At 60.0% G+C, this 25,451-nt stretch carries 23 protein-coding genes; 10 read left to right on the top strand and 13 right to left on the bottom strand.

The features are described from left to right. The first annotated feature begins 100 nt into the window (after positions 1–100). Positions 101–1,021: a LysR family transcriptional regulator gene (locus tag FGA82_RS09535; protein WP_064117472.1), complete on the top strand. Its 921-nt coding sequence runs from the start codon at positions 101–103 to the stop codon at positions 1,019–1,021. A gap of 117 nt (positions 1,022–1,138) precedes the next feature. Here FGA82_RS09535 and FGA82_RS09530 read toward each other — a convergent pair whose 3' ends face one another. Continuing rightward, a complete protein-coding gene (locus FGA82_RS09530; RefSeq protein ID WP_108224235.1) occupies positions 1,139–2,152 on the bottom strand; it encodes an ABC transporter substrate-binding protein in 1,014 nt (337 codons plus the stop codon). 395 nt (positions 2,153–2,547) lie between these two features. Here FGA82_RS09530 and FGA82_RS09525 point away from each other — a divergent pair, with 395 nt between their 5' ends. The 3 genes from FGA82_RS09525 to FGA82_RS09515 are packed head-to-tail and all read left to right on the top strand — an operon-like array spanning position 2,548 to position 6,583. Further along, complete coding sequence (locus FGA82_RS09525; protein ID WP_141126897.1) at positions 2,548–4,146, top strand: ABC transporter permease; 1,599 nt, start codon at positions 2,548–2,550, stop codon at positions 4,144–4,146. Beyond that, entirely contained in the window at positions 4,143–4,958 is an 816-nt protein-coding gene (locus tag FGA82_RS09520) for an ABC transporter ATP-binding protein (protein WP_141126896.1), read from the top strand. Before FGA82_RS09525 ends, FGA82_RS09520 begins: the two co-directional genes overlap by 4 nt. Before the next feature lie 14 nt (positions 4,959–4,972). Then, the gene (locus tag FGA82_RS09515; RefSeq protein WP_141126895.1) at positions 4,973–6,583 is read left to right on the top strand and encodes an arylsulfatase; all 1,611 of its coding nucleotides are present in this window, start codon (positions 4,973–4,975) and stop codon (positions 6,581–6,583) included. 201 nt (positions 6,584–6,784) lie between these two features. Here FGA82_RS09515 and FGA82_RS09510 read toward each other — a convergent pair whose 3' ends face one another. Then, positions 6,785–7,855 (bottom strand): fatty acid desaturase, encoded by a 1,071-nt coding sequence (locus FGA82_RS09510; protein WP_141126894.1) that lies wholly within the window; start codon positions 7,853–7,855, stop codon positions 6,785–6,787. 100 nt (positions 7,856–7,955) lie between these two features. Here FGA82_RS09510 and FGA82_RS09505 point away from each other — a divergent pair, with 100 nt between their 5' ends. Beyond that, positions 7,956–8,960, top strand: coding sequence for an AraC family transcriptional regulator (locus FGA82_RS09505; protein ID WP_141126893.1), 1,005 nt, complete (start codon positions 7,956–7,958; stop codon positions 8,958–8,960). Positions 8,961–9,068: 108 nt separating this feature from the next. Here the strand turns inward: FGA82_RS09505 and FGA82_RS09500 are convergent, their stop codons facing one another. Beyond that, positions 9,069–10,454, bottom strand: a complete 1,386-nt coding sequence (locus tag FGA82_RS09500) for a heavy metal sensor histidine kinase (RefSeq protein WP_141126892.1) — start codon at positions 10,452–10,454, stop codon at positions 9,069–9,071. Next, the gene (locus FGA82_RS09495) at positions 10,444–11,124 is read right to left on the bottom strand and encodes a heavy metal response regulator transcription factor (RefSeq protein ID WP_038367211.1); all 681 of its coding nucleotides are present in this window, start codon (positions 11,122–11,124) and stop codon (positions 10,444–10,446) included. The genes FGA82_RS09500 and FGA82_RS09495 overlap by 11 nt, the downstream gene beginning before the upstream one ends. 136 nt (positions 11,125–11,260) lie before the next feature. On the opposite strand from FGA82_RS09495, the gene FGA82_RS09490 reads away from it, so the two are divergent. Both FGA82_RS09490 and uraH read left to right on the top strand, forming a co-directional pair. After that, on the top strand, positions 11,261–11,746 hold the full coding sequence (locus FGA82_RS09490; protein ID WP_141126891.1) for a GlcG/HbpS family heme-binding protein: 486 nt from the start codon (positions 11,261–11,263) through the stop codon (positions 11,744–11,746). Between the two features lie 11 nt (positions 11,747–11,757). Next, complete coding sequence (gene uraH, locus FGA82_RS09485; RefSeq protein WP_141126890.1) at positions 11,758–12,168, top strand: hydroxyisourate hydrolase; 411 nt, start codon at positions 11,758–11,760, stop codon at positions 12,166–12,168. Between the two features lie 123 nt (positions 12,169–12,291). Here the strand turns inward: uraH and FGA82_RS09480 are convergent, their stop codons facing one another. After that, complete coding sequence (locus FGA82_RS09480) at positions 12,292–12,969, bottom strand: Crp/Fnr family transcriptional regulator (protein WP_141126889.1); 678 nt, start codon at positions 12,967–12,969, stop codon at positions 12,292–12,294. An 84-nt stretch (positions 12,970–13,053) separates the two neighbouring features. Between FGA82_RS09480 and FGA82_RS09475 the strand changes: the two genes are divergently transcribed. Then, complete coding sequence (locus FGA82_RS09475; RefSeq protein WP_141126888.1) at positions 13,054–13,578, top strand: DUF962 domain-containing protein; 525 nt, start codon at positions 13,054–13,056, stop codon at positions 13,576–13,578. Positions 13,579–13,695: 117 nt separating this feature from the next. Here FGA82_RS09475 and FGA82_RS09470 read toward each other — a convergent pair whose 3' ends face one another. From FGA82_RS09470 to dibA, 6 genes are all read right to left on the bottom strand, one after another. Beyond that, complete coding sequence (locus tag FGA82_RS09470) at positions 13,696–14,685, bottom strand: sulfate/molybdate ABC transporter ATP-binding protein (RefSeq protein ID WP_003220514.1); 990 nt, start codon at positions 14,683–14,685, stop codon at positions 13,696–13,698. Positions 14,686–14,688: 3 nt separating this feature from the next. Further along, entirely contained in the window at positions 14,689–15,561 is an 873-nt protein-coding gene (gene cysW / locus FGA82_RS09465; protein ID WP_038367233.1) for a sulfate ABC transporter permease subunit CysW, read from the bottom strand. 13 nt (positions 15,562–15,574) lie between these two features. Continuing rightward, positions 15,575–16,393, bottom strand: a complete 819-nt coding sequence (gene cysT, locus FGA82_RS09460; RefSeq protein WP_038367238.1) for a sulfate ABC transporter permease subunit CysT — start codon at positions 16,391–16,393, stop codon at positions 15,575–15,577. A 173-nt stretch (positions 16,394–16,566) separates the two neighbouring features. Then, the gene (locus tag FGA82_RS09455) at positions 16,567–17,580 is read right to left on the bottom strand and encodes a sulfate ABC transporter substrate-binding protein (RefSeq protein ID WP_007917681.1); all 1,014 of its coding nucleotides are present in this window, start codon (positions 17,578–17,580) and stop codon (positions 16,567–16,569) included. 147 nt (positions 17,581–17,727) lie between these two features. Next, the gene (oscA, locus tag FGA82_RS09450) at positions 17,728–17,910 is read right to left on the bottom strand and encodes a sulfur starvation response protein OscA (protein ID WP_007917682.1); all 183 of its coding nucleotides are present in this window, start codon (positions 17,908–17,910) and stop codon (positions 17,728–17,730) included. A 237-nt stretch (positions 17,911–18,147) separates the two neighbouring features. Then, positions 18,148–20,067 carry a phosphodiesterase DibA gene (gene dibA, locus FGA82_RS09445; RefSeq protein WP_141126887.1) on the bottom strand — a complete coding sequence of 640 codons (1,920 nt, stop codon included), beginning with the start codon at positions 20,065–20,067 and terminating at the stop codon, positions 18,148–18,150. 146 nt (positions 20,068–20,213) lie between these two features. Here dibA and desA point away from each other — a divergent pair, with 146 nt between their 5' ends. Both desA and FGA82_RS09435 read left to right on the top strand, forming a co-directional pair. Then, complete coding sequence (gene desA, locus FGA82_RS09440; RefSeq protein ID WP_141126886.1) at positions 20,214–21,398, top strand: delta-9 fatty acid desaturase DesA; 1,185 nt, start codon at positions 20,214–20,216, stop codon at positions 21,396–21,398. Positions 21,399–21,541: 143 nt separating this feature from the next. Next, positions 21,542–22,531 (top strand): GGDEF domain-containing protein, encoded by a 990-nt coding sequence (locus tag FGA82_RS09435; RefSeq protein ID WP_141126885.1) that lies wholly within the window; start codon positions 21,542–21,544, stop codon positions 22,529–22,531. A gap of 138 nt (positions 22,532–22,669) precedes the next feature. On the opposite strand, the gene FGA82_RS09430 is transcribed toward FGA82_RS09435, so the two are convergent. After that, a complete protein-coding gene (locus FGA82_RS09430) occupies positions 22,670–23,881 on the bottom strand; it encodes a response regulator (RefSeq protein WP_141126884.1) in 1,212 nt (403 codons plus the stop codon). A gap of 137 nt (positions 23,882–24,018) precedes the next feature. Then, positions 24,019–25,296 (bottom strand): 4-aminobutyrate--2-oxoglutarate transaminase, encoded by a 1,278-nt coding sequence (gene gabT, locus FGA82_RS09425; RefSeq protein ID WP_007917687.1) that lies wholly within the window; start codon positions 25,294–25,296, stop codon positions 24,019–24,021. Positions 25,297–25,451: the final 155 nt, after the last annotated feature.

The following is a 25,451-nucleotide window of genomic DNA, read 5'->3' as shown; positions in this document are numbered from 1 at the left end:
TTCACATGCTTCGTTGACGGAATAAGAGCTTGCATTTAAAACCTCTAGCAACCCTCGTCGCAAATGCCTTCGAGCTATTTTTAGGATGCCGGAAAAGCATATGGATCTTCGCCAGTTGCGCTACTTCATCGCCCTCAACGAACACCGCAGTTTTGTCCGTGCGGCGGACGCGATGGGCATCACTCAACCGGCGTTCAGCCGCAGTATTCAAGGGCTGGAGCAGGAATTCGGCTGCGTGCTGGTGGATCGCGGCAACAAGGATTTGCGCCCCACGCCCGAAGGCCAGGTGGTACTGCAACATGCCCTGAGCCTGGTGCAAGGCGCGGCGTTGCTCAGCGCCGAAGTGACGCAGATGACCAAGCTCGACGCCGGCGAGGTGCACTTCGGTTGCGGCCCGGCGCCGGCGGTAAAACTGGTGCCGGATGCGGTGGCGCAATTCATCAATGCGCACCCGAAAGTGCGCACCTGTTTTCAGGTGGATAACTGGGAAAAACTCAGTCGCGCCCTGAGCCGTGAAGAGATCGAGTTCTTCATCGCCGACATCCGTCATTTCGAATCCGATCCGAACTTCCAGACCCAGGCGTTAACGCCCAAACGCGGGGTGTTTTTCTGCCGGCCGGGACATCCGTTGCTGGCCAAGGAGAGCCTGTCGACCAACGACATGTTCGACTACCCGCTGGCGACCACGCTTATCCCGCCGGGCATTCGAAAACTGCTGGCGAATCTCAGTGGCCGCATCGATTTTTCACCGACCATCGAGACCGAGCACTTTCCGGCACTGGTGAAGGTGGTGCTGCAATCCAATGCGATTGGCGTCGGTACGGAAGAGGCGTTTGTCGAGGACATTGCCAAGGGTTCGCTGGTGTTGCTGCACTGGCGTAATCTGCCGCAGAACCTGGAGAGCATGAATGCGCGCTGCGGGATCGTCAGTCGCACCGGGTTTCGGCTTTCGCCGGCGGCGCGGGCGCTGATCGAGACGTTGGTGGCGGTGGATCGGCAGGAAGTCAGCGTCGCCGTTTAAGAGGATCGCTCCCACGCTCAGCGTGGGAATGCAGCCCGGGACGCTCCGCGTCCCAAAGCGGACGCAGAGCGTCCATTGATGCGTTCCCACGCAGAGCGTGGGAACGATCGGCGTACGTTAGAGCTTGGCCGCGGCCAACTCAGGCGCCACCCAATCATTGACCTTGAACGGCTTGCGAATCAGCTTCTGCTGCGCCGCCAGATCCACTTTGTCCTGCAAGCTGCCGAGGAACACCGGATCCAGCGTCGACGGGAACACTTCGCTCAATTTCTGATCCTTCAGATCCTCGGTGAGGATTACCGGCGGATAGCTCGCCAGCCCCGAGACCAATTGCACGTAGGCAGCCTTGTTGCTGTCCTGGGTCAGCCACTCCACCGCCTGCTGCTGCGCCTTGAGCAATTTCGCCACCGCCTCCGGGTGCGCATCGACAAACTTGCCCGTGCCAACCAATACCGACTGCACACTGCCCGCACCACCGAGATCCTTGGTGTTCAACGGCAACTCGGCCAGGCCCTTGGTCTGTAGCGCCGCCAATCCGGAACTGCCCCACGACGCATCGATCTGTTTCGCTGCCAACGCAGCGGTCGCGCCGGTGAAGTCGAGGTTGATGACTTTCAGATCCTTCTCGCTCAAGCCTTGGCTGGCCAGTGCTGCATCAAACGACAGCTGCGTTGCGGTACCGCGGAAGATCGCCACGCGCTTGCCTTTCAAATCCTGCAGGGTCTTGATCCCCGACCCCGGCACCACGCCCAGATACTGCTTCACCCCACGCGCACTGGCGCTGAGCAAGCGAGTATCGAGGCCATTGGACTTGCCGATGATTGCCGCCAGATCGCCCAGATACGCCAGATCGACTTGACCATTGGCAAACGCCTCATTGATCACCGGCCCGGCACCTTTGAAAAAATTCCACTGAATCTTGATGCCCTGATCGGCGAAGGCTTTTTCGAAGATCTGCTGATCACGCAAAACGTCGACCACACCGCCGCCGCTGTGCTGGGTGCCGGCGCTCAGGTCGGGCACGGCGATTCTGATTTCCTTGAGTTCGTCGGCATGCGCGGTAAACGCCAGCAGGCCCGCCAGAGCAGGAACGGCAAACAGACTGAAAACACGTTTGAAGGGGAGGTTCATGGGTGCAGCTCCTTGATCACGACGGGCGTTGAGGAGCCGAAAGTAGGCCGAATGAATACCTTCGCTTAAATACTATAAATTCACATTTTTATAGCTTTTAACTCTAAGCAAGTAATAACGGGGCCTGCAGCGGCGTATGCATTAACAGCATCGAAAATATTCTTCGAATGCATTGGATGCGTGTGGGCTGGAAGCCTTAAATGGCGCTGCTTATCTCTAAAAATAACTTATTAAAGATTATTTATAACCATTAGCTCTTAGTTAATGCCGCTAGAGATCGCAGCCTTCGGCAGCCCTACAGGGGTCAATTCAAGGACGCATTCCCCCGTAGGAGCTGCCGAAGGCTGCGATCTTTTGATCTTGATCTTGAGCCAACCCGACAACGGAGGTCACCCATGGCCCGCCAATCCTTGCTCAGTCTCCCCCTGCCCGCGCCGCCGCTGAAAAGCCGCCGCACCTGGCCAAGCCTGAACCAACGCCTGTTGCCGTGGCTGCTGCCCCTTAGCCTGTTCGCGCTGTGGTGGCTGGCCGCGCGTAATGAGTGGATGAGCGAGCAGATCCTGCCCGCGCCGTCGCTGGTGTGGAACAGTGCTGTCGAGTTGTCGCAAGGCGAGTTGTGGAGCCATTTGTGGATCAGCCTGCAACGTTTGTTCTGGGGCTTGCTCGCGGGGATTTCAGCGGGAGCGGTGCTCGGTGCAGCGCTGGGTTTCAGTCGCCGTCTGGAGCGTTTGGTTTTCCCGACTTTCGCCGGTCTGTCGCAGGTGCCGACGCTGGCGTGGATCCCGTTGTTCATGGTGTTTTTCGGCATCGGCGAGGTGCTGAAACTGGTGGTGCTGATCAAAGCGGTGGTGGTGCCGGTGGCCCTGCATACGCTGGTCGGCGTAAGAGATGCACAGCCGAAATTGCGTGAAGCAGCCGCTGTTTTACGCTTGCCACCGCACCTTTTGATTCGACGCTTGGTGTTGCCCGCCGCTCTCCCAGCGTTTATGGCTGGCGTGCGTCTGGCGCTGGCCGCCGGATGGACTTCGTTGCTGGCCGTCGAACTGTTGGCCTCCAGCGAAGGCATCGGTTACCTGATGGTCTGGGCACGGCAATTGTTCATGCTCGACATCGTTTTCGTCTGCATTGTGGTGATCGGTGTAATCGGTGTGGCGATGGATCGCGGCATCGGTCTGCTGGACAAGAAACTGGTGCACTGGCCGCATCCGGCCACCGCTGAAATTCGTCGCGGCCCGCGTTATGACGGCTGGCAGCGTCTGCAGCCATGGCTGCTGCCGCTGGGCTTATTGGCGCTGTGGCAACTGGCGAATGAACTGCAGTGGGTCGATGCCAACATTCTGGTCAGCCCGCTGGCCGTTTTGAGTACGGCATGGGACGGTCTGATTGACGGCACGTTGATCAGCGGCATGGCGCTTAGCCTCGGTCGCACCCTCGGCGGTTTGCTGTTGGGCGGCGGACTCGGTTTCGCCCTCGGTCTGTTGCTCGGGCTGTCCCGCACCAGCGAACGCCTGCTCGGTCCGACCCTCGCGGCTATCCGCCAAATTGCAATTTTCGCCTGGGTGCCGCTGCTCACTGCCTGGTTCGGTCTCGGCGAATTGGCCAAGTGGGTGTTCGTCGCCCTCGCTGCATTCTTTCCGCTGTTTATCGCCACGCAACGCAGCGTCGCCAACCTCTCGCCACAACTCAACGAAGCCGCACAAGTGTTGCGCCTGAGCCTCGGCCAGCGCCTGCGTCGACTGGTGTTGCCGGGCGCTGCGCCGGGGATTTTCGCAGGCCTCAGATTGAGCCTGATCTACGCCTGGCTCGGCACCATCGGCGCGGAATATTTCATGCCGTCCAACGGCGGCATCGGCAGCCAGATGATCGGTGCACAACAACTGCTGCGCATGGACCTGATCATGGCCTGCATGCTTTTCGTCGGCCTCACCGGCGCCCTGCTCAACCTCATTGGCCAACGCCTGGAAATTCGCGCGACCCGCTGGAGACACGCATGAACGCACCGATTGTCAGCTTTACCCATGTAGGCAAGTCCTTCGACGTCGACGGTTTCGAGCTGGAGGCGATTCGCGAATTCAATCTGGACATTGCCGAAGGCGAATTCGTCGCCATTGTCGGCTCCAGCGGTTGCGGCAAATCTACCTTGCTGCGTTTGCTGGTGGGCCTTGATACGCAGTTTCGCGGGCAGATAACGGTGGATGGCAAAGCCGTCAGCGGCATCGGCGGCGAGCGCGGCATCGTCTTTCAGGAGCACCGTTTGTTTCCGTGGCTGACCGTCGCCGACAACATCGGTCTGGGCCTGGTCAATGAGCCGCTGAGCGCTGCGCAGAAGCAACAGCGCATCAACGATTTCATCGATCTGGTCGGCCTGCGCGACTTCACTCGCGCCTATCCGCACCAGCTCTCCGGCGGCATGGCGCAGCGTGTGGCGATTGCTCGCGGCCTCGTCGCCAGCCCGCGCATTCTGCTGCTCGACGAGCCCTTCGGCGCCCTTGACGCGCTGACTCGCCAGCAGATGCAGGACGAGCTGCTGGCGATCCGTGACCGCGCAAAAATCACCACCATCCTCGTTACCCATGACGTTGAAGAAGCAATCTTCCTCGCCGACCGCGTGGTGGTGATGGAGCCGCGTCCAGGCCGTATCAAACAGGTGGTCGACATCGCCCTGCCGCATCCGCGTCAGCGCAGCAGTTTCGACTTCCATCAGTTGCGTGAAGAGCTGCTGCACGAACTGACCAGCGACGACCATTACCAACCGAGCGTACCGGTGCAGATCCGCGATCTGCCGCTGACGTTCATTGCCTGCTGAACAGGAGTTTTGCGATGCCGCAACGTCCCAATTTTCTGGTGATTCTGGCCGACGATCTAGGCTTCTCCGACATCGGTGCGTTCGGCGGCGAAATCGCCACGCCGCACCTTGATGCCCTGGCCAACAATGGCCTGCGCCTCACCGATTTTCATACCGCACCAACCTGTTCGCCGACCCGCTCGATGTTGCTGACCGGCACCGATCACCACATCGCCGGCATCGGCACCATGGCCGAAACGCTCACGCCTGAACTGATCGGTAAACCGGGTTATGAGGGCTATCTCAACGACCGCGTGGTGGCGCTGCCGGAGCTGCTGCGCGAGGCCGGTTATCAAACCTTGATGAGCGGCAAATGGCACCTCGGTTTGAAGGCTGAACTGGCGCCCCATGCGCGGGGTTTCGAGCGTTCGTTTTCGCTGCTGCCGGGCGCGGCCAACCACTATGGTTTCGAGCCGACCTACGATGAGCAAACCCCCGGCCTGCTGAAATCCACGCCGGCGCTGTACATCGAGGACGATACTTTCCTTGATGAATTGCCGAAGGACTTTTATTCCTCCGATGCCTTTGGCGACAAATTGCTGCAATACCTCAAGGAGCGTGATCAGACCCGGCCGTTCTTCGCCTACCTGCCGTTCTCCGCGCCGCACTGGCCGTTGCAGGCGCCCGCCGACATCGTCGAGAAATACCGTGGCCGCTATGACGCCGGCCCGGAAGTGCTGCGCCTGGAGCGTCTGGAAAAACTCAAAGCCCTCGGCCTGATTGAGCCAGACGTCGAGCCGCATCCGCTGATTCAACTGACCAAACAGTGGGACGCGTTAAGCGACGAGCAAAAACAGATTTCCGCGCGGGCGATGGAGGTCTACGCGGCGATGGTCGAGCGCATGGACTGGAACATCGGCCGGGTCGTCGATTACCTGCGCCAGCAGGGGCAGCTCGACAACACCTTCATCCTGTTCATGTCCGACAACGGGGCTGAAGGCGCGCTGCTTGAAGCGTTCCCGAAGTTCGGCCCGGAACTGGTGACGTACCTCAGCCAGCACTACGACAACAGCCTCGACAACATTGGTCGGGCCAATTCCTATGTCTGGTACGGGCCGAACTGGGCTCAAGTGGCAACCGCGCCATCGCGGCTGTTCAAGGCGTTCACTACCGAGGGCGGGATTCGCGTGCCGGCGCTGCTGCACTATCCGCAATTGGCGATTAAAGGGCAGATCAGCCACGGTTTCGGCACGGTAATGGACATCACCCCGACGATTCTCGATCTGGCGGGCGTGCGTCATCCGGGCAAGCTCTGGCACGGCAAACCTGTGGCGCCGCTGCGTGGTAAATCGTGGTTGGGCTTTTTATCCGGCGAAACCGCGCAGGTGCATGACGAGCACACGGTAACGGGTTGGGAGTTGTTCGGGCGTCGGGCGATTCGGCAGGGGGCGTGGAAAGCGGTGTGGATTCCCGGGCCTGTTGGGCCGGCGACGTGGCAGCTGTATGATTTGGGTAGTGATCCGGGGGAGATTCATGATCTGGCGTTGAGTCAGCCGCAGAAGCTCAGCGCGTTGATCGGGCATTGGCAGCAGTATGTGGAGGAGACTGGGGTGATTCTCAGTGAGTCGCCGTTTCAGCCGGATTGAGGCGAAGATCAAAAGCCCCTCACCCCAGCCCTCTCCCGGTGGGAGAGGGGGCCGACCGAGGTGTCTTTCGCTATACATCGACCTAAAAAATCGGATCGATTATGGATTCACTGAGGAACATTCAGGTCGGCGTACTTCCCCAATATCCCCCAATCGGTCCCCTCTCCCTCCGGGAGAGGGCTAGGGTGAGGGCGCTTTCTGTCAGGCCTCCACCGCCTCCCCAGACACCGCGATTTCATCCCGCCGAACAAACCGGTTCGCCCGCCCGAACGTGCCGAAATCATTGAACCGCACCCCCATCTCACGCATCACCTTATGCGCCACCGGCACCGTCAGCTGACGAATGTAAAACGGCTCCTTCACGACAAAATGATGAATCCCGTGACTGCTGCCAAAGTTGAAGCAGAATGCCTGCAACGGCCACAACCACCACGGGTTCAGCACCTGACACTGCTGCAACACATTGCCCAGTTCGACATCGCCGTAGTAATGCATGTTCGAGCTAATGAAGTGCAGGCAAAACGTGCGCAACACATTCGGGCCGATAATCACCACAGCGGCGATATCAATTACCTGCATCACCGACAACGTCGTCGCTGACCATTCAATCGGCGAGCCCAGCAGATAGGCGATGCCGTTGGCAGCGTGAAAACCGAGAAACACGTACCACGCGCCCCAATGCACCAGCGCCAGCGGTGCATAGACTTTGAAAACCCGTTTCAGAATGCTCCACTTGTGCGCCCAGGTCGGCGCCCGCAGCAAGCGGATGAAGGCCGACATCATGTTGTCGCCAACCATCAACAAGCGCGCAAAACCCCACGGTTCGCCGTTGGTGATCGCGCGCTCTTCCATGTCGGTTTCAGTGCCGGAGACCTTGTGGTGATTGAGGTGCAGATGACGACGAATCCACGGGTTGATCGTGCTCGGCCGCGCCAGCCACACCAGGCCCATCATCAGGTTGTGCGGCACGCGCTGCTTGCGGAAGTACATGCTGTGGATCAGATCGTGCTCAAGCTCATGGGTCAGCGACGCGAAAAACGCATTGAGCAACAGACAAACCCACCACGCCATATGGCCGCTGATGTACAGCGTCGCCGAACCAATCATCCCGATCAGCGCAAAGGCCAGAATCCCCGCGCCCAGCGCATCCTGATGCTTGAGAATCGGGTAGCGCTCACGCAGCTCGACGCCTTTGGCCAGCACCACTTCACGAATATGCGCTGATCGCTGGGCCGCATTGTGTCGCTGGGGACTTGCAGAAGTACCGTCCATGCTTCCATCCTCGGGTTTATGATGTTCGCATCGTGCCTCGCCAAGGCTTCAATTGCGGTAGCCGAGAACGCCAACCTGTTGACCGGAAGCGCCAATCAGCATGAAGGAACCGACCTCCCTCGCCAGCTGGACCCGTGCCTTGCGCAAGCAACTCGATGCGTTGGGGCTGGACAGCATTGCCCTGTGCCAGCAGGCCGGGCTCGACCCGAATTTGATGGACGACCCCAACGCGCGCTATCCACTGTCCGGCACTACACGCCTGTGGGAAATTGCCGTGCAGGTCAGCGGCGACCCGGCAATTGGTTTGCGCGTATCACGCTTTGTCAGCCCTACGACGTTCCATGCCCTCGGTTATGCGCTGGTCGCCAGCGGCAGCCTGCGCGAGGTGTTCGAACGTATCGTGCGTTATCACCCGGTGGTTAGCGACGCGCTGGAACTGGAGCTGATTCGTGGCGACGACCGCTACCAGTTCCGTCTGAAAATTCCGTCAGGCAATCCCGCGCCGGCCTTCGAAGCCATCGATGCCTTCACCGCGATCTACGTGCGCACCTGCCGCAATCGCCTCGGCCGTGATTACGCACCGCTGGCGGTTTATCTGCGCCGCCCGGAGCCGAGCGATGCGCATCAATGGCACAAAGTCTTCCGCGCTCCGGTGCATTTCGGCTGCGCCGAGGATCGCCTGGAGTTCGCCCTCGCCGACTTCGACAGCCACCTCGACGACGCCAACCCGGAACTCGCCGAACACAACGAAGCGGTGCTCAAACGCACGATGGCCCAGCTCAAGCCGCTGACCTGGGAGCGCAAGGTTCGCGATGCCATTGAAGAACAATTGCCGGAAGGTGAGCCAAGTGCTGAACGGATTGCCCAGGCGTTGCACCTGAGTTTGCGCAGCCTGCAAAGGCACTTGGCGGATGAGGGTTGTCGCTTCGACACGTTGCTCAATGAGAGCCGCGAGAATCTGGCGTTGCTGCATCTGCGCGATCCGCAGTGCTCGTTGAGTGAGGTCAGTTATCTGCTCGGGTTTGCCGACACCAGCAGCTTCAGCCGCGCGTTCAAGCGCTGGACGGGGATGACGCCTGGGCAGTTTCGCGATGGGTTGCGCTGATTGATCGCAACGTTGGGTCGTCAGATCCGGCGCCTTCGCGAGCAGGCTCGCTCCCACATTTGGAATGCGTTTCCCCTGTGGGAGCGAGCCTGCTCGCGAAGGGGCCCTTTAATTCAACGCAAAACCCAACTCAAAAACGGTGCCGTCAGCATCGCTGCTTACCCGCACCTGTCCCCCATGCAACTGCATGATCGACTGCACAATCGCTAGCCCCAACCCACCCGAATCCCCCGGCTCCGCCCGTGAAGGATCGACGCGGTAGAAGCGGTCGAACAGTTTGCTCAGATGTTCCTGCGCAACCCCCGGGCCAAGGTTGTGCACTTGCAACCAGCACTCACCCGACTCGTCGCGGCGACGCAGACTGATCACCGATCCTTGATCGGCATGACGCACGGCATTGGCCAGCAGATTGCCGAGCGCCCGCTGCAACAGTTGCTGATCGGCAAGCAGTTCACCGTGCAGTTGATTGTCGAGTCGCACATCACGGTCATCCGCTAAGGCTTCAAAGTAATCACACAACTCACTGCCGACACCCTGCAAATCCAGCGCTTGCAGATTGAGCGCGCGCTCGGCCTGTTCGGCACGGGCGAGGAACATCAGGTTTTCCGCCATGCGCTTGAGCCGCTCGAATTCTTCCATGTTCGACGCCAGCACGTCCTGATACTCCTCGGTGCTGCGCGGATGATTCAGCGCCTGACCGTTGCTCGCCAACAAGGTGTGCAGCGGCGTACGGATCTCGTGGGCGAGGTCAGCGGAGAATTGCGAGAGACGCTGCACGCTGTCGTCCAGCCGCGCCAGCATGCCGTTGAGCGCCTGCACCGGTTCGAGCAGCTCGGCAGGCGTGCCGTTGGTGGGCAAGCGCTGATCGAGGCTGCGCAGATCGATGCCGCGCACTGCTTCGCTCAACTGCCGCAACGGTTGCAGGCCCCGACGGAGTAACAGCAAGCCCAAGGCAAAAGCGAGCAACGCGCCCAGTCCAACCGACAGGTACAAGCGCATGCGATAACTGCCGAGCATCTGCTCGCGCTCGCTCAGCACTTTGCCGGCGATGACCGTCAACGGCTCGCCGTTCGGCCCTCGCGCTTCGCCGGATAACAGCGCCAGTTCAGCACCGTCCGGCGCTTGCCACGTGAGTACATCGGGACGCTTTGGCGTTTGCTCGCGGGGGATGGCGTTCAGCGCCGGCAAATCGCGTTGACGGGGATTGATCGCGATTACACTCGATCCGTCGGCACGGCGCACCAGCAACAGGCTGTCGAGGTTACCGAGCATGTTCTGATACAGCCGTGGCCGTGCCTGTAAGGCATCGAGGCTGTCGCTGTCGGCGAGCAAGGCGCGAACTTGCTCCAGTCGTCCAAGCAATGCGAGGTCGTCGCGGTAGGCGATTTCCGAGGCCAGCGAGCGATAGAGAAATACGCCGATAGCACTCAACACCAAGGCGCAGACCAATGCGAACGCCAGCGCCAGGCGCCAGGCGATCGACCTAGAGCGCATCGTCAGGGGCTTCCAGTTGATAACCGACACCGCGCACGGTGTGGATCAGTTTCGGCATGTACGGATCATCGACTTTGGAGCGCAAACGACGCACTGCAACCTCGACCATGTTGGTGTCGCTGTCGAAATTCAGGTTCCACACCTGCGAGGCAATCAGCGTGCGCGACAGCACTTCGCCCTGGCGACTGGCGAGCAATTGCAGCAGGGCAAACTCCTTGTTGGTCAGGGCAATGCGCTGGCCACCGCGACTGACGCGGCGGCGCAGCACATCGATTTCCAGATCGGCAATGGTGTACGACTCAGCTTCACGCATAGGCCCGCGCCGCAGCAAGGTGCGCACCCGTGCGAGCAGTTCGGCGAAAGCGAAGGGTTTGAGCAAGTAGTCGTCGGCGCCCAGTTCGAGCCCGCGCACGCGGTCTTCGATGGCGTCCTTGGCGGTCAGGAACAGCACCGGTGTCGCCCCGCGCTGACGAATCAACTGCAGCAATTGCCAGCCATTGAGCCCTGGGAGCATCACGTCGAGGATGATCAGGTCATATTCCTGCTGCTCGATAAAGTAACGGCCATCGAGACCGTTGAGCGCCACGTCCACGGCGAAACCCGACTCGCCCAGGCCTTTGGCGAGGAAGTTCGCGGTTTTGGCTTCATCTTCTACGACCAGCAAACGCATGGCACACCTCGATTGATCAGGTACACAGGCTAGGCGCCTTCGGCGGCGTTGCCCATTACAAACTTGTAATCAGACTGACGAGGTTCTGACGAAGAGCGGCGATTAAGGTGGCGACCTTCGCTTTTGGAGGCTGTCCATGACCGTCAAATACTTCGTTGCAAGCCTGATGATCGGCCTCAGTGGCGTTGCTGTCGCAAGTCCTGAGCTGCCGCGTCACGCCGACCTCGATCTTAAAACTGCACGCCTGCTCGCCGACACGGCAATGGCCAACTGCACCGGCACGGCGTCGGTGCTCGATCGGGGCGGCAATCTGCTGGTGACCCTGCGCGGCGACGGCGTCGGCCCGCACAACACCGCCGCCAGCCAACGCAAGGCGTACACCGCGTTGTCGACCAAAACCGCGACCCGACTGTTTGCCGAACGCGCCCGCGGTAATCCGGAAACCGCCAACCTCAACACTCTCGACGAATTGCTGCTGCTCGGTGGCGGGATTCCGCTGTTCCTCGGCACCGAACTGGTGGGCGCCATGGGCGTGGCCGGTTCCGGCGGCGGTGAGCAAGACGAAAACTGTGCGATCAAGGCTGCCGAAAAAACCGGTCTGGCCACTACCCGTTCCCAATAGGAGATGCATCCATGACGACTATGCGCATGACCCTTGCCGCGCTCGGCCTGAGCGCTTTTTCAAGCCTGGCGCTGGCTGCCGGTAATCCGTTGAGCGTGCACGTGCTTAACCTGGAAAACGGCCTGCCGTCGCCGGGCATTAACGTGACCCTGGAAAAACACGTCGGCGAAAACTGGCAGCCTCTTGCTCAAGGCACGACCAATGAACAAGGGCGCATCGCCGAACTGTTCCCGGCCAAACAGCCTTTTGAGGCGGGTGAATACCGCGTGGTGTTCAAAACCGGCGAGTACTTCAAGAAGGTCAAGCACGACACCTTCTTCCCGGAGATTCCGGTGATTTTTGAAGTGAAGAAGACGGATCAGCATTACCACATCCCGCTGCTGCTCAGCCCTTATGGTTTCTCGACCTATCGCGGTTCCTGAGTCCACAAAGATCCCCTGTAGGAGTGAGCCTGCTCGCGATAGCAATCTGTCAGTCACAGATTGATCAACTGACAGATTGCTATCGCGAGCAGGCTCACTCCTACAATGGTTCGGCGTTGGATCCTAGATCGTGGCGAGGGCGCGCAATCGTACGACATCGAGGATTTCGATCTCGCCATACCCGAGCCCGATAATCCCCTGCCCCTGCAAATCCTTGAGGATCTGATTGGTGGTCTGCCGCGACAGCGACAGCATCGATGCCAACTGCTCCTGCGGCAGTTGCAGTACACGACGCGGCGAGTCGAGTTCGCCGTAGCCCTCGGCGATCATCAACAAACGATGAGCCAGACGCGCCGGCGCTGGCAGCAGGCTCAGTTGTTCGAGGTTGATAAAGGTCAGGCGTAGTTTGTGGCTCATCAGCAAGGCCAGATGCCGCCAGTACACCGGGTGCTCATCGAGCAGTTTCAGCAGCACCGCTTGCGGGATATTCAGCAACGTGCACGGCCCGACCGCATAAGCGTCATGGGTTCGCGGCTGGCCATCGAACAGGCAGATTTCACCGAACCAGTGCGGCGCCTCGACCAGACTCAACAACGCCTCCTTGCCCTGCTCGCTCACCGCGCCGATGCGCACGGCGCCATCGAGCACCGCGTACAAGCCGCACGGCGCATCACCACGCTGGAACAAGCGCTGCCCCGCCGTCAGCCGCCGCTCTCGTGCTGCCGCCAGCAAGCTATCCTGAAAGGGCACCGGCAGATGACTGAACCACTGGCCACTCATCAGCCGCGAACGAATTTGCATAAACACTCCTGGATTGTCGCCTGCCTGACAGAGCGAACCCTGATCCCGAGGGATGATGCGATCAACCCTACCGGAGGAACAACAATGAAAAGCCTCGTCGACCATCTCAGTCAATACGCCGCCTACCACCGTGACCCGCGCAACATCGCCAGCCACTTTATCGGCATTCCGCTGATTGTGGTGGCTGTCGCAGTTCTGTTGTCGCGCCCGGAATGGTCGCTGGGCGGGTTGTGGATATCTCCAGCCGTTGCGTTGGCGCTGGCCTCGTCGTGGTTTTATCTGCGTCTGGAAGTGAAGCTCGGGGTGTTGATGACGGTGCTGATGGGGCTGTCAGTCTGGGCCGGGCATGTATTGGCGCAGCAGAGCACGATGGTCTGGTTGAGCAGCGGGCTGGCGATGTTTGTCGTTGGCTGGGTAATCCAGTTTGTCGGGCATCACTATGAAGGGCGCAAACCGGCGTTTGTCGATGATGTGTCGGGGCTGATTGTCGGGCCGTTGTTTGTGGTGGCCGAGTTGGCGTTCATGCTCGGGATGCGGCATGAGTTGAAAGAGCAGATCGAGGCGCGGGCGGGGGTGGTGCGAGTCAATCCGAATCGTGCGGCAATCTAGACTTCAACCCTGCTCGTTCCCACGCTCTGCGTGGGAACGCCGCCATGGACGCTTCGCGTCCACTGTGACGCAGAGCGTCACGGGATGCATTCCCACGCAGAGCGTGGGAACGATCAGTTAGAGGCTGGCGACTTTCTGCCAGACCTTGGGTTTGAAGAACAGCGTTTCACCCTTGGCCAGACCGATCAGGCTGTCGTGATCCTTGACCACTTCGGCCTCGATCAGATCAGTCTGCCCTTCTACCTTCAACGTCACCCGCGTGGTCGCGCCCAACGGCCGAATATCACGCACCTCAGCCGCATGGTGATCTTCCAGCTCATGCTTGGACAACGACACTTCGTGCGGGCGGAACAGCACGTGGTTGTCGTCGCTCAACAGCAAGCGGTTCGAATCGCCGAGGAAGTGGTAAACGAAATCGCTGGCCGGGTTTTCGTAGACGTCGCCCGGTGAGCCGATCTGTTCGATCACGCCCTTGTTCATCACCACAATGCGGTCAGCAACTTCCATCGCCTCTTCCTGGTCGTGGGTCACGAACACCGAGGTCAGATTGATGTCTTCGTGCAGACGCGCCAACCAGCGACGCAGCTCTTTACGCACCTTGGCATCGAGAGCGCCGAACGGCTCATCCAGCAGCAACACCTTCGGCTCGACCGCCAAGGCACGGGCCAAAGCGATACGCTGACGCTGACCACCGGACAACTGCTCCGGGTAACGATCCGACAGCCAATCCAGCTGCACCATGTTCAGCAGTTCGTGAACCTTGGTCGCGATCTGGCTTTCGCTCGGGCGCTGGTTTTTCGGTTTCATGCGCAGGCCGAAGGCGACGTTGTCGAACACGGTCATGTGACGGAACAAGGCGTAGTGCTGAAACACGAAACCGACGTTGCGATCACGCACGTCGTGGCCGGAAACGTCTTCGCCATGGAAAACGATGTTGCCCTGATCCGGGGTTTCCAGACCGGCGATAATCCGCAGCAGCGTGGTCTTGCCGCAGCCCGACGGGCCGAGCAGCGCGACCAGTTCACCGCTGTGGATGTCCAGGCTGATGTTGTCCAGCGCCTTGAACGCATTGAAATTCTTGCTGACGTTACGCACTTCGATCGACATGAATTATTCCTCCGCGGCGCTGGCGCGCAGGCGGTTGATACGGTTTTCGCTCCACTGCTTGAGCAGCAGGATGAAGAGCGCCAGGATCAGCAACAGGCTCGCCACAGCGAACGCGGCCACGTGGTTGTATTCGTTGTAGAGGATCTCGACGTGCAGCGGCAAGGTGTTGGTCACCCCGCGAATGTGCCCGGAGACCACCGACACCGCACCGAACTCACCCATGGCCCGCGCGGTACACAGCACCACGCCATAGATCAGGCCCCATTTGATGTTGGGGACGGTCACGTGCCAGAACATCTGCCAGCCATTGGCGCCGAGCAGGCGCGCGGCTTCCTCTTCCTGTGTGCCTTGTTCCTGCATCAGCGGGATCAGCTCACGGGCCACGAACGGCACGGTGACGAAGATCGTCGCCAGCACGATGCCCGGCAGGGCGAAGACGATCTGGATGTCGTGATCCTGCAACCAAGGCCCGAACAGGCCTTGCGCGCCAAACATCAGCACGTAGACCAGACCGGCGATCACCGGCGAAACCGAGAACGGCAGGTCAATCAGGGTCACCAGCATGCTCTTGCCACGGAACGAGTATTTGCTCACGCACCAGGCAGCGCTGACGCCGAACACCAGGTTCAGCGGCACCGAAATCAGCACGGCAAACACGGTGAGTTTCAGTGCCGACAGTGCGTCCGGTTCAAAGATCGCGGTGAAGAATGCACCGAGGCCATTCTTCAAACCCTGCGATACCACGATGAACAACGGCAGCAGCAGAAACAGGAAAAAAACCAGCCAGCCAAGGCCGATCAGGATTCTGCGCGAAGTGGCACTGCCACGGCGTGCAGCGTTGGCCGAAGAGGCGGCCGCAATAGACGATTGGGACATGGTTCGCGCCTCCTTATGGGGTTTCGATGCGCCGCTGCAGCAAGTTGATCAGCAGCAACAGGACGAAGGAAACCACCAGCATCAGCACGCCGATGGCGGTAGCGCCGGTGTAATCGTATTGGTCGAGTTTGACCATGATCAGCAGCGGCAGGATCTCGGTTTTCATCGGCATGTTGCCGGCGATGAAGATCACCGAACCGTACTCGCCAACGCCACGGGCGAACGCCAGGGCAAAACCGGTCAGCCAGGCGGGCAGCAATGCGGGTACGAGGATGTGGCGGAACACCTGCAACGGTTTCGCACCGAGGCACGCGGCAGCTTCTTCGACTTCACGGGGAATGTCGGCCAGCACCGGTTGCACCGTGCGCACCACGAACGGCAGGGTGACGAAGGTCAGCGCCAGGGTGATACCCAGCGGGGTGTAGGCGATTTTGAAACCGAGGTCGGCGGCGAACTGACCGACCAGTCCCGCCGGCGCGTACAGCGCAGTCAACGCAATACCGGCCACGGCGGTCGGCAGCGCGAACGGCAGATCGATCATCGCGTCGATCACCTTGCGCCCCGGGAACGTGTAGCGCACCAGCACCCAGGCCAGTAGCGTACCGATGATGCCGTTGATGATCGCGGCACACAGCGCGGTGCCGAAGCTCAGCTTCAACGCGGCCAACACCCGTGGCGCGGAAATGATCGTCCAGAACTGATCCCAGGTGAGTTGGGCGGCGTGGACGAACATCGCCGCCAGCGGGATAAGCACAATCAGGCTGAGGTACACCAAGGTGTAACCCAGCGTCAGCCCGAAGCCGGGTATGACGGGGGAGATACGACGCGACATAAAAGTCCTTGGTTAAAAAGCATTCCGCTGAACGCACCAATGTGGGAGCGCGCTTGCTCGCGAAGAGGGAGTATCAGCCAACTCTACGTCGTCTGACACTCCGCTTTCGCGAGCAAGCTCGCTCCCACATTTTTCGCGCCTGGCTTCAGGCTTGATGTGTGGCTGAAGTCAGATTACTGCGCCTGATAAATCTGGTCGAACACGCCACCGTCGTTGAAGAATTTCGGTTGCGCGGTTTTCCAGCCGCCGAAGTCCTTGTCGATGGTCACCAGGTCCAGTTTCGGGAACTGCTGGGCGTACTTCGCGGCCACGTCCTTGTCACGCGGACGGTAGAAGTTCTTCGCAGCGATTTCCTGACCGGCCGGGCTGTACAGGTGCTTCAGATAGGCTTCGGCGATCTGCTCGTTGCCTTTCTTCTCGGCGTTCTTGTCGACCACGGCCACGGGTGGCTCGGCGAGGATCGACAGCGAAGGCACAACGATGTCGAACTTGTCAGCGCCGCCATCTTCTTTCAGCGCCAGGAACGCTTCGTTTTCCCAAGCCAGCAACACGTCACCCTGCCCGTTGTTGACGAAAGTAATGGTCGAACCGCGTGCACCGGTGTCCAGCACGGGCACGTGCTTGAACAGGGTCTGTACGTATTCTTTGGCTTTCGCTTCGTCACCACCGTTGGCTTTCAGGCCATAGGCCCATGCGGCGAGGAAGTTCCAGCGGGCGCCGCCGGAGGTTTTCGGGTTCGGGGTGATCACCGAGACGTCGTTCTTGACCAGATCACCCCAGTCCTTGATGCCTTTCGGGTTGCCCTTGCGCACCAGGAACACAATGGTCGAGGTGTACGGCGTGCTCGCTTCCGGCAGACGCTTCTGCCAGTCGGCGGGCAGGGTCTTGCCGAGTTTGGCGATTTCGTCGATGTCACCAGCCAGGGCCAGGGTCACCACGTCGGCACGCAGACCGTCGATCACAGCGCGGCCCTGCTTGCCCGAACCACCGTGGGATTGCTGGATTTTCACTGTGTCGCCGGCGTGATCTTTCTGCCAGAACTTGATGAACTCAGCGTTGTAGTCCTGATACAGCTCGCGCGTCGGGTCATACGACACATTGAGCAGTTCGTAATCCTTGGCAACCGCGGAACCGGCAAACACAGCGCTGGCCAGGGCGGCCAAAGCGTAACGGCGAATCGACGACATGGTGAAAGCTCCTGGAATTCTTGGTGGTGGCTTTTTCTTATGAATATCTGGAATCGGGTGTGCCGGCGAAAGATCGCAGCCTTCGGCAGCTCCTACACACAGCCCCCTGTAGGAGCTGCCGCAGGCTGCGATCTTTTGATCTTCAACTCAGCCCGGTTGTTTGCCCGGTTGCTGCAAACGGAATTTCTCTTTGCGTTCGATCTGCACGACTTGCGCGTTATGCACAGTGATCTCCACCGCGCCGAAACGCAGATCGCGCAGGGCGCTCTGGATTTCACGCAAGATGGTGCTTTCGTCCTGACCGTCAACGCTGCGAAGGGATGCGCTCATGGTGCTGCTCCTTTGAATGGGATTTGCCTGGCAGTGGGCGGCACTGCGTTCGGCGTAGGAGCAATATAAGAGAGGCGCGGATATTCTTAAAAAGACTATTTAAGAATGTTTATATAACTGAAAAACTGATCGTTCCCACGCTCCGCGTGGGAATGCAGCCGGCGGCGCTCTGCGCCGCGATTTTGGGCCGACGCAGAGCGCCCCTTTGCTGAGCGCAGGAACAAGTTTGCCCCTGCCTTAGCCAATCAACGGCGCCCTTGCCCAGTCAATCTCCTTTGCCGGACTCGGCCGCCCAAACCAATACCCCTGCCCCAGATCACATTCCTGCTCCAGCAAAAACGCCGCCTGCTCAACCTGCTCGATGCCCTCGGCATGCACCTGCATGCCCATACTTCGGGCCAGCGCGATAATCACCCGGACAATCGCCGCGTCGTCCTCATCCCATGGCAGTCCGGCGACGAAGCCCTGATCAATCTTCAGTTTCTGCACCGGCAAACGCTTGAGCCGCAGCAACGACGAATAGCCGGTGCCGAAATCATCGATGGCCAGGCGAATGCCAAGCTCACGCAGACGATGCATCTGCTCCAGCGCCACTTCCGGATCGTCCATCACCGCGCTTTCCGTCACTTCCAGCTCCAGATACGCCGGATCCAGCCCGGTGTCATGCAGGACCTGCGCGACCTGTTGATAAAGCTCACGTCGGGCGAACAAACGCGACGACACGTTCACCGCGACAAATGACAACACGATCCCGGCCTGCTGCCACTGGCACATCTGCCGGCACGCCTGCTGCATCACCCACGCGTCGATTTCGGCAATCAGCCCAGTGCGCTCGGCAATCGGAATGAACTCCGCCGGCGACACCAGACCACGCACCGGATGCTGCCAGCGCACCAACGCTTCGACGCCAATCAAGCGACTGGTTTTCAAGTCATGCACTGGTTGGTAGTAAACCCGCAGCTCCTGCTGCTCAAGCGCGCGGCGCAGCTCGAAAGCGATTTCGACCCGTTGCTGGGCGTGGGCGGTGAGTTCTTCGGTGTACAGGGCGTAACCGTTGCGGCCGCTGCTCTTGGCTTTGAACAGCGCCGCGTCGGCATTGCGCAACAGCTGCTCGGCGCTCAACGCGTCACTGGGGAACAGGCTGATGCCGATGCTGGCATTGATGAACAGTTCATGGCCATCGATGCAGAACGGCTCCTTCAGTGCATCGAGAATGCGTTGCGCCAGCGCCGCTGCCTGCACCAGCTGTGGACAACTCTCCGCCAAAACCGCGAACTCATCGCCGCCGAGCCGCGCCAGAGTAATGCCGGGGCCGAACAGCGCCTGCAAACGCGCCGCCACAGCCTTGAGCAAGCGATCACCGATGTTATGGCCGAGGCTGTCGTTGATCATTTTGAAGTGATCGAGATCAAGCATCAGCAATGCACAGCCGCGCTTATGATTTTGCGCCGAGGCCAACGCCTGTTCGGCGCGATCGCTGAACAGCAGACGATTGGGCAGATCCGTCAGCGGGTCATGGTGCGCAAGGTGTTTGAGCTCATGTTCGGAATCCTTGATCGCGCTGATGTCGGAAAACACCGCGACGTAATGGCTGATCCGGCCCAGATCATCGTGAATGACCCGGATGGTCTGCCACTGCGGATAAATCTCGCCGCTTTTTCGCCGGTTCCAGATTTCACCGCTCCATTCGCCTTGCGACTCAAGCGTGGCAAACATTGCCTGATAGAACCCTGGCGGATGGTGGCCGGATTTGAACAGGCTCGGCGGCTGCCCAATGACTTCTTCACGCTGATAACCGGTGATCTCCATGAAGGCGCGATTGACGTGAACGATCAGGCCATGATGGTTAGTCACCAACACGCCCTCGCGGGTGCAATCGAATACCGCCGCGGCCTGACGCAGGCGTTCGCGATCGACGTGGCGCTCGCGCAACCGTGCACCGATCCCGAGAAACGTGCACAAACGCGCTCGCGCCAGGAAAATCAGCCCCGCGCTGACGGCTGCAAACAGGTAACCGTTGATCAGTTGCCACCGCGCAAGATCGACGGAGTTATCGAAGAAATTGTTTAATAAATGATCAGTGCCTTGCAGCCAGGCAGCGGCAAGCACGAGATAGAGCAGCGCTGCACGCAATGCATCGCGGTAAGTGGCAGGCATTCGGCTGTCCATGTCCCTACAAAAAGGTTGGAATTATAGGTCAAGAAACATCCAGCGACTCTTATCTGAAAGCGCGACTGGTTTTATCTGTGTGCTTGGTGATAATGCAACGGCTGTTTTTATCTTTATCGAGGGCCCTATAGCCTATGTGGTACGAAGGTTTTCTTGGCTTGTCGGCCTGGTCTCTGGTCGCAGTCACCCTGCTGATGACCCACGTGACAATTGTCGCCGTCACGGTCTATCTGCATCGCTACTCGGCCCATCGCTCGCTGGAGCTGAATGCTGGCCTGAAGCACTTTTTCCGTTTCTGGCTGTGGCTGACCACGGCGCAGAACACCCGCGAGTGGACCGCCATCCACCGTAAACATCACGCCAAGTGCGAAACCGAAGACGACCCGCACAGCCCGGTCATCAAAGGCCTTTCCACCGTATTGCGCACCGGCGCCGAGCTGTACCGTGCCGAGGCGCAGAACCCGGAAACCCTGCGCATCTACGGCAAGAACTGCCCCGAAGACTGGATCGAACGCAATGTCTACAGCCGCTACCCGCTGATGGGCGTGGCGATCATGGGCGTTATCGACCTGCTGCTGTTCGGCACCATCGGCATCACCATCTGGGCGATCCAGATGATGTGGATCCCGGTGTGGGCCGCCGGCGTGATCAACGGTCTCGGCCATGCCGTTGGCTACCGCAACTTCGAATGCCGCGACGCGGCGACCAATCTGGTGCCGTGGGGCATCCTGATCGGCGGCGAAGAACTGCACAACAACCATCACACCTACCCTAACTCGGCCAAGCTGTCGGTGAAGAAGTGGGAGTTCGACCTCGGCTGGGCGTGGATCAAAGTCTTCAGTTTCCTGCGTCTGGCCAAGGTCCAGCGTGTCGCGCCGATCGCCCACCGCGTTGAAGGCAAGGGCAATCTGGACATGGACACCGCCATGGCCATCCTCAACAACCGCTTCCAGATCATGGCCCAGTACCGCAAATTGGTCATCGGCCCGCTGGTCAAGCAAGAGCTGGCCAAGGTCGATCATTCGGTACGCCACCAGTTCCACCGCGCCAAACGCCTGCTGTCGCGGGAAACCAGCCTGCTGGAAGACCGTCATCACTTGCGCATCCAGACCATGCTCGAGCACAGCCAGGCGCTGAAGGTAATTTACGAAAAACGCCTGGCCCTGCAGCAGATCTGGGTCAAGACCAGCGCAAATGGCCACGACATGCTCGCCGCCATCAAAGAGTGGATTCACGAGGCTGAGGCCAGCGGTATCCAGTCCCTGCGTGAATTCGCAGACCAGCTGAAAACCTACTCGCTGCGTCCTGCGGCGGTCTGAGACCGTTGATCGGTGCACCCGGCTCCCGGGTGCACCCTTCGGAACTTCGCTAAAAATCCCCTATCTCAAAGACACTTCGCCATCCCGGCGGGCTGTACTGTGGCCGTTGTCGAATTGCGGCACGTCCTTTGAGATCTGTGCCGATGGTCAACAACAATCAAAAAGACTCATCCTTCCCGCAGTGGCCCGAGGCCGCGCAAACCCTGATGGCGTTGATGCACGCCCAAGGCGAAGTCGCTCGGCTAAGCGAACGCGAGCAGTTGTTCAGCTCATTGCTGGTCAGCGTCAACGCCGTGCTCTGGGCTTTCAACTGGGAAACCCGTCAGGTGCTGTACGTCAGCCCCGCCTACGAACGGATTTTCGGCCGCTCCGCCGGCCTCCTGCTCGCCGATTACAACCAATGGCGTGACAGCATCTACCCCGACGACCTGGAATACGCCGAACGCAGCCTCGCCGAAGTGCTGCACAAAGGTGCGGTAGAAGATCGCGAATACAGGATCATCGCCGCCGACGGCCAGGTGCGCTGGCTCAGCGACAAATGCTTTATCAACCGTCAAGACGAACCGGGGCAACCGGTGATCATCGTCGGCATCGCCGAGGACATCACCGACAAAAAGCAGATGGAAACCGAACTGCATCGTTTGGCGACCACCGACGTGCTGACGCAAAGCAGCAATCGCCGACACTTCTTCGAATGCGCCAACCGCGAATTTGAGGAGGCGCGTGTGCAAGGTTCGCCAATGGCCTTTCTGCTGCTGGATATCGATGATTTCAAAATGATCAACGACACCTACGGCCACCCGGAAGGCGACAACGTGCTGCAACGGATTGCCGAGTGCGGACGCGGCTCGTTGCGTCGAGGAGACCTGTTCGGACGGATTGGCGGGGAAGAGTTTGCGGCGGTGTTTCCAGGGTGCGCACCGGACATGGCCATGCAAGTGGCCGAACGCCTGCAGCAGGAGATTCAACGTTTGAGCTTCAGCCATGACGGGCAGACGTTCGGCATCACCGTCAGCCAGGGGCTGACCAGCCTTACCGGAGAAGACGAAAGCCTCGACAGCCTGTTCGCCCGCGCGGATGCGGCCATGTATGAGGCCAAACGGCAGGGCAAGAACCGCATCATTTCCGCCTGAGCCCAACACCTCAACCCAACACATAACTACTGTGGGAGCGAGCTTGCTCGCGAAGGCGTCTTGTCAGTCAACATAGCGCTGAATGACACACCGCTTTCGCGAGCAAGCTCGCTCCCACAGAGTCAGTGCTGATGCAGGTTATTTGCGCATCCGCATCAATTCCGGCAAGCCGATCTTGAGCAACCGCGCCGTGCGGCTCTTCGCCAACTCCTCAACGCCCTCATGCTCGGTCAGATGCGCCATCTGCGCCGCCATGTTCATAACCAGCGCCTCACGGGAATACACGCCACCGCCGAGCTGATAGACCGAGGCAATAAGCTCCCGCAATTCCAGCGGCAGGCGCCAGCGAGTGCGCAGAGCCGAACCGTAAGCGGCGCCAAACTCAGCCAGCGCCTCGCCGACTTCCTCCAGCTCATCCAGCTCACCACCCGCCTGCTGCCATTCCTGCAGACAACGCAGCAACGCCAAATCACCCAAGCGATGCAGCATGCCCGCGCAGTAACAGCGCTCCTGATCGAGATCGAGAAGCCGCGCCAGGGTGCGCGCGTATTCAGCGGTGTGCAGCGACAGCCCCCAGTAACGCTCGGCATAATCCGCCAGACACGGATCACTGAGCTTGGCGCTGCGCTTGAGCGCCAGCCCCAGAATCAGGTTCATGCTCTGTCCGGTGCCCAGGCGATGCAGGGCTTGCGCCAATGTCTGAACCGGCGCGCCATGGTGCTGCGCCGCGCTGTTGGCCGCAGCGATCAACACCGCCGTGATCTGTGGATCGGTTTTGATCTCGTCTTCCAGCAGCTTCAAATCCAGCCCGCCTGGATTGAGACTGCGCTTCACCGCCACCTGCACATCGGTCATCAGTGGCGCACCGTCGGCCTGCTCCCGGCGACGCTCAAGAAACACTGACAAGGTCATGCCCGGCGCCAATGCCGGCACCTCACAGAACACCTCTTCACCGGCATTGAGCAGCAAACCCTGTAGACGCTCAGTCAGGCTTTCCATGTTCAGTGGCTTGGTCAAATACGCCGTTGGCGCCAGCGGAATCGCTTCGCGCACGCTGGCGCTGTCGTTGCGGCTGCTCATCAGAATGAACGGCAGCGGCGGATTGCGCTTGCGCTGACGGACATTGCGCAGCACATTCAAACCATCGACGCCGGGCAGCTCCCAATCGACGATAGCCAGGTCATACGGAATTTCGCTGAGCATCGACATGGCTTGCTGGCCATCGGCACACAGGTCCAGCCGCGCATCGCAACGCACGTTCAGCAGCACTTGTTTGAGCAGGTCGCGAGACCACGGATCGGCCTCGGCAATCAGTACTCGCGGTACGGCGGGTAAATCAACGGCAGTCATGCGCGCTCTCCCTTGCAATGCCTGAACCTTAGCCAATGCTGGCCATTCGATACAGCGCTAAAGCGCTCGATGTGTTTCAAAGGGCGTAAAAAAACCCGCCGAGGCGGGTTTTTTGTCGATCAGGTCACACGGGGTGATCAGAGCTCGGAGAAGCACTCTTCGATGATCGCCAGACCTTTGTCCAGTTGCTCGTCCGGCGAGGTCAGCGGTACCAGGACGCGCAGAACGTTGCCGTAGGTGCCGCAGGACAGCAGGATCAGACCCTTGTCGCGGGCCTTGGCCACAACCGACGCTACAGCAGCAGCGTTCGGCTTGTGGCTGTCGCCGTTTTCGAACAGCTCGACCGCGATCATCGCGCCCAGGGCACGGACTTCGCCGATCACCGGGTACTTGGCCTGGATAGCTTTCAGGCCAGTGACCAGACGCTCGCCGACAGCCTTGCAGCGGTCCAGCAGTTGTTCTTCTTCGAACACTTCCATTACGGCCAATGCAGCGGCGCAAGCGATCGGGCTACCGGCGTAAGTGCCGCCCAAGCCGCCTGGAGCAATGGCGTCCATGTATTCGGCCTTGCCGCACACGCCGGCCAGCGGGAAGCCGCCAGCGATGGATTTGGCGAAGGTGGTCAGGTCGGCAGCAACGCCCATCTGTTCCATGGCGAAGAACGTACCGGTACGGCCAGCGCCGGTCTGTACTTCGTCAGCGATCAGCAGGATGCCGTGCTGATCGCACAGGGCGCGCAGACGCTTCATGAATTCTTTCGGCGCAACGTAGAAACCACCTTCACCCTGCACAGGCTCGATGATGATCGCGGCGATGTCTTTCGGCTCGGCGTCGTTCTTGAAGATGCGTTCGATGGAAGCGATCGAATCGTCGATGCTCACGCCGTGCAGTTCGTTCGGGTACAGCGCGCGGAAGATGCCGCCTGGCATCAGGCCCATGCCGGCCGAGTAAGGCACGACTTTACCGGTCAGGCCCAGGGTCATCATGGTGCGACCGTGGTAAGCGCCGGTGAAAGCGATCACGCCAGCGCGGCCAGTGGCGGCACGAGCGATTTTCACGGCGTTTTCCACGGCTTCGGAACCGGTGGTCACCAGCAGGGTTTTCTTGGCGAAATCACCTGGGACCTTGGCGTTGATTTTTTCGCACAGCTCAACGTACGGCTCGTACGCCAGCACCTGGAAGCAAGTGTGGGTCAGCTTGTTCAGCTGTTCGGTCACGGCAGCAATGATTTTCGGGTGCACGTGGCCGGTGTTCAGTACAGCGATACCGCCGGCGAAGTCGATGAACTCACGACCTTCAACGTCAGTCACGGTAGCGTTTTTTGCCGACTCAGCGAAGATCGGGTGAATCTGGCCAACACCACGTGGAACAGCTGCGGTACGACGGGCCATCAGTTCAGCGTTAGTCTTGCTCATTACAGTCCTCATTCGCCGCTCATCGGGCGGCGTGGTTCAAGGATTAAGCGGGAGAAATCGACGGTGGCAGCATGCGATGATCGACTGCCACAGCGTTCCCGGCCGCAGAGAAATTTCCGGTTTGAAACCACGCAAAGGGACAGCGCTCTCGTGCC

It is taken from the genome of Pseudomonas fluorescens, from assembly GCF_005938625.1.
Taxonomy (GTDB): domain Bacteria; phylum Pseudomonadota; class Gammaproteobacteria; order Pseudomonadales; family Pseudomonadaceae; genus Aquipseudomonas; species Aquipseudomonas fluorescens_BD.
This window is presented reverse-complemented; position numbering and strand designations above follow the sequence as displayed.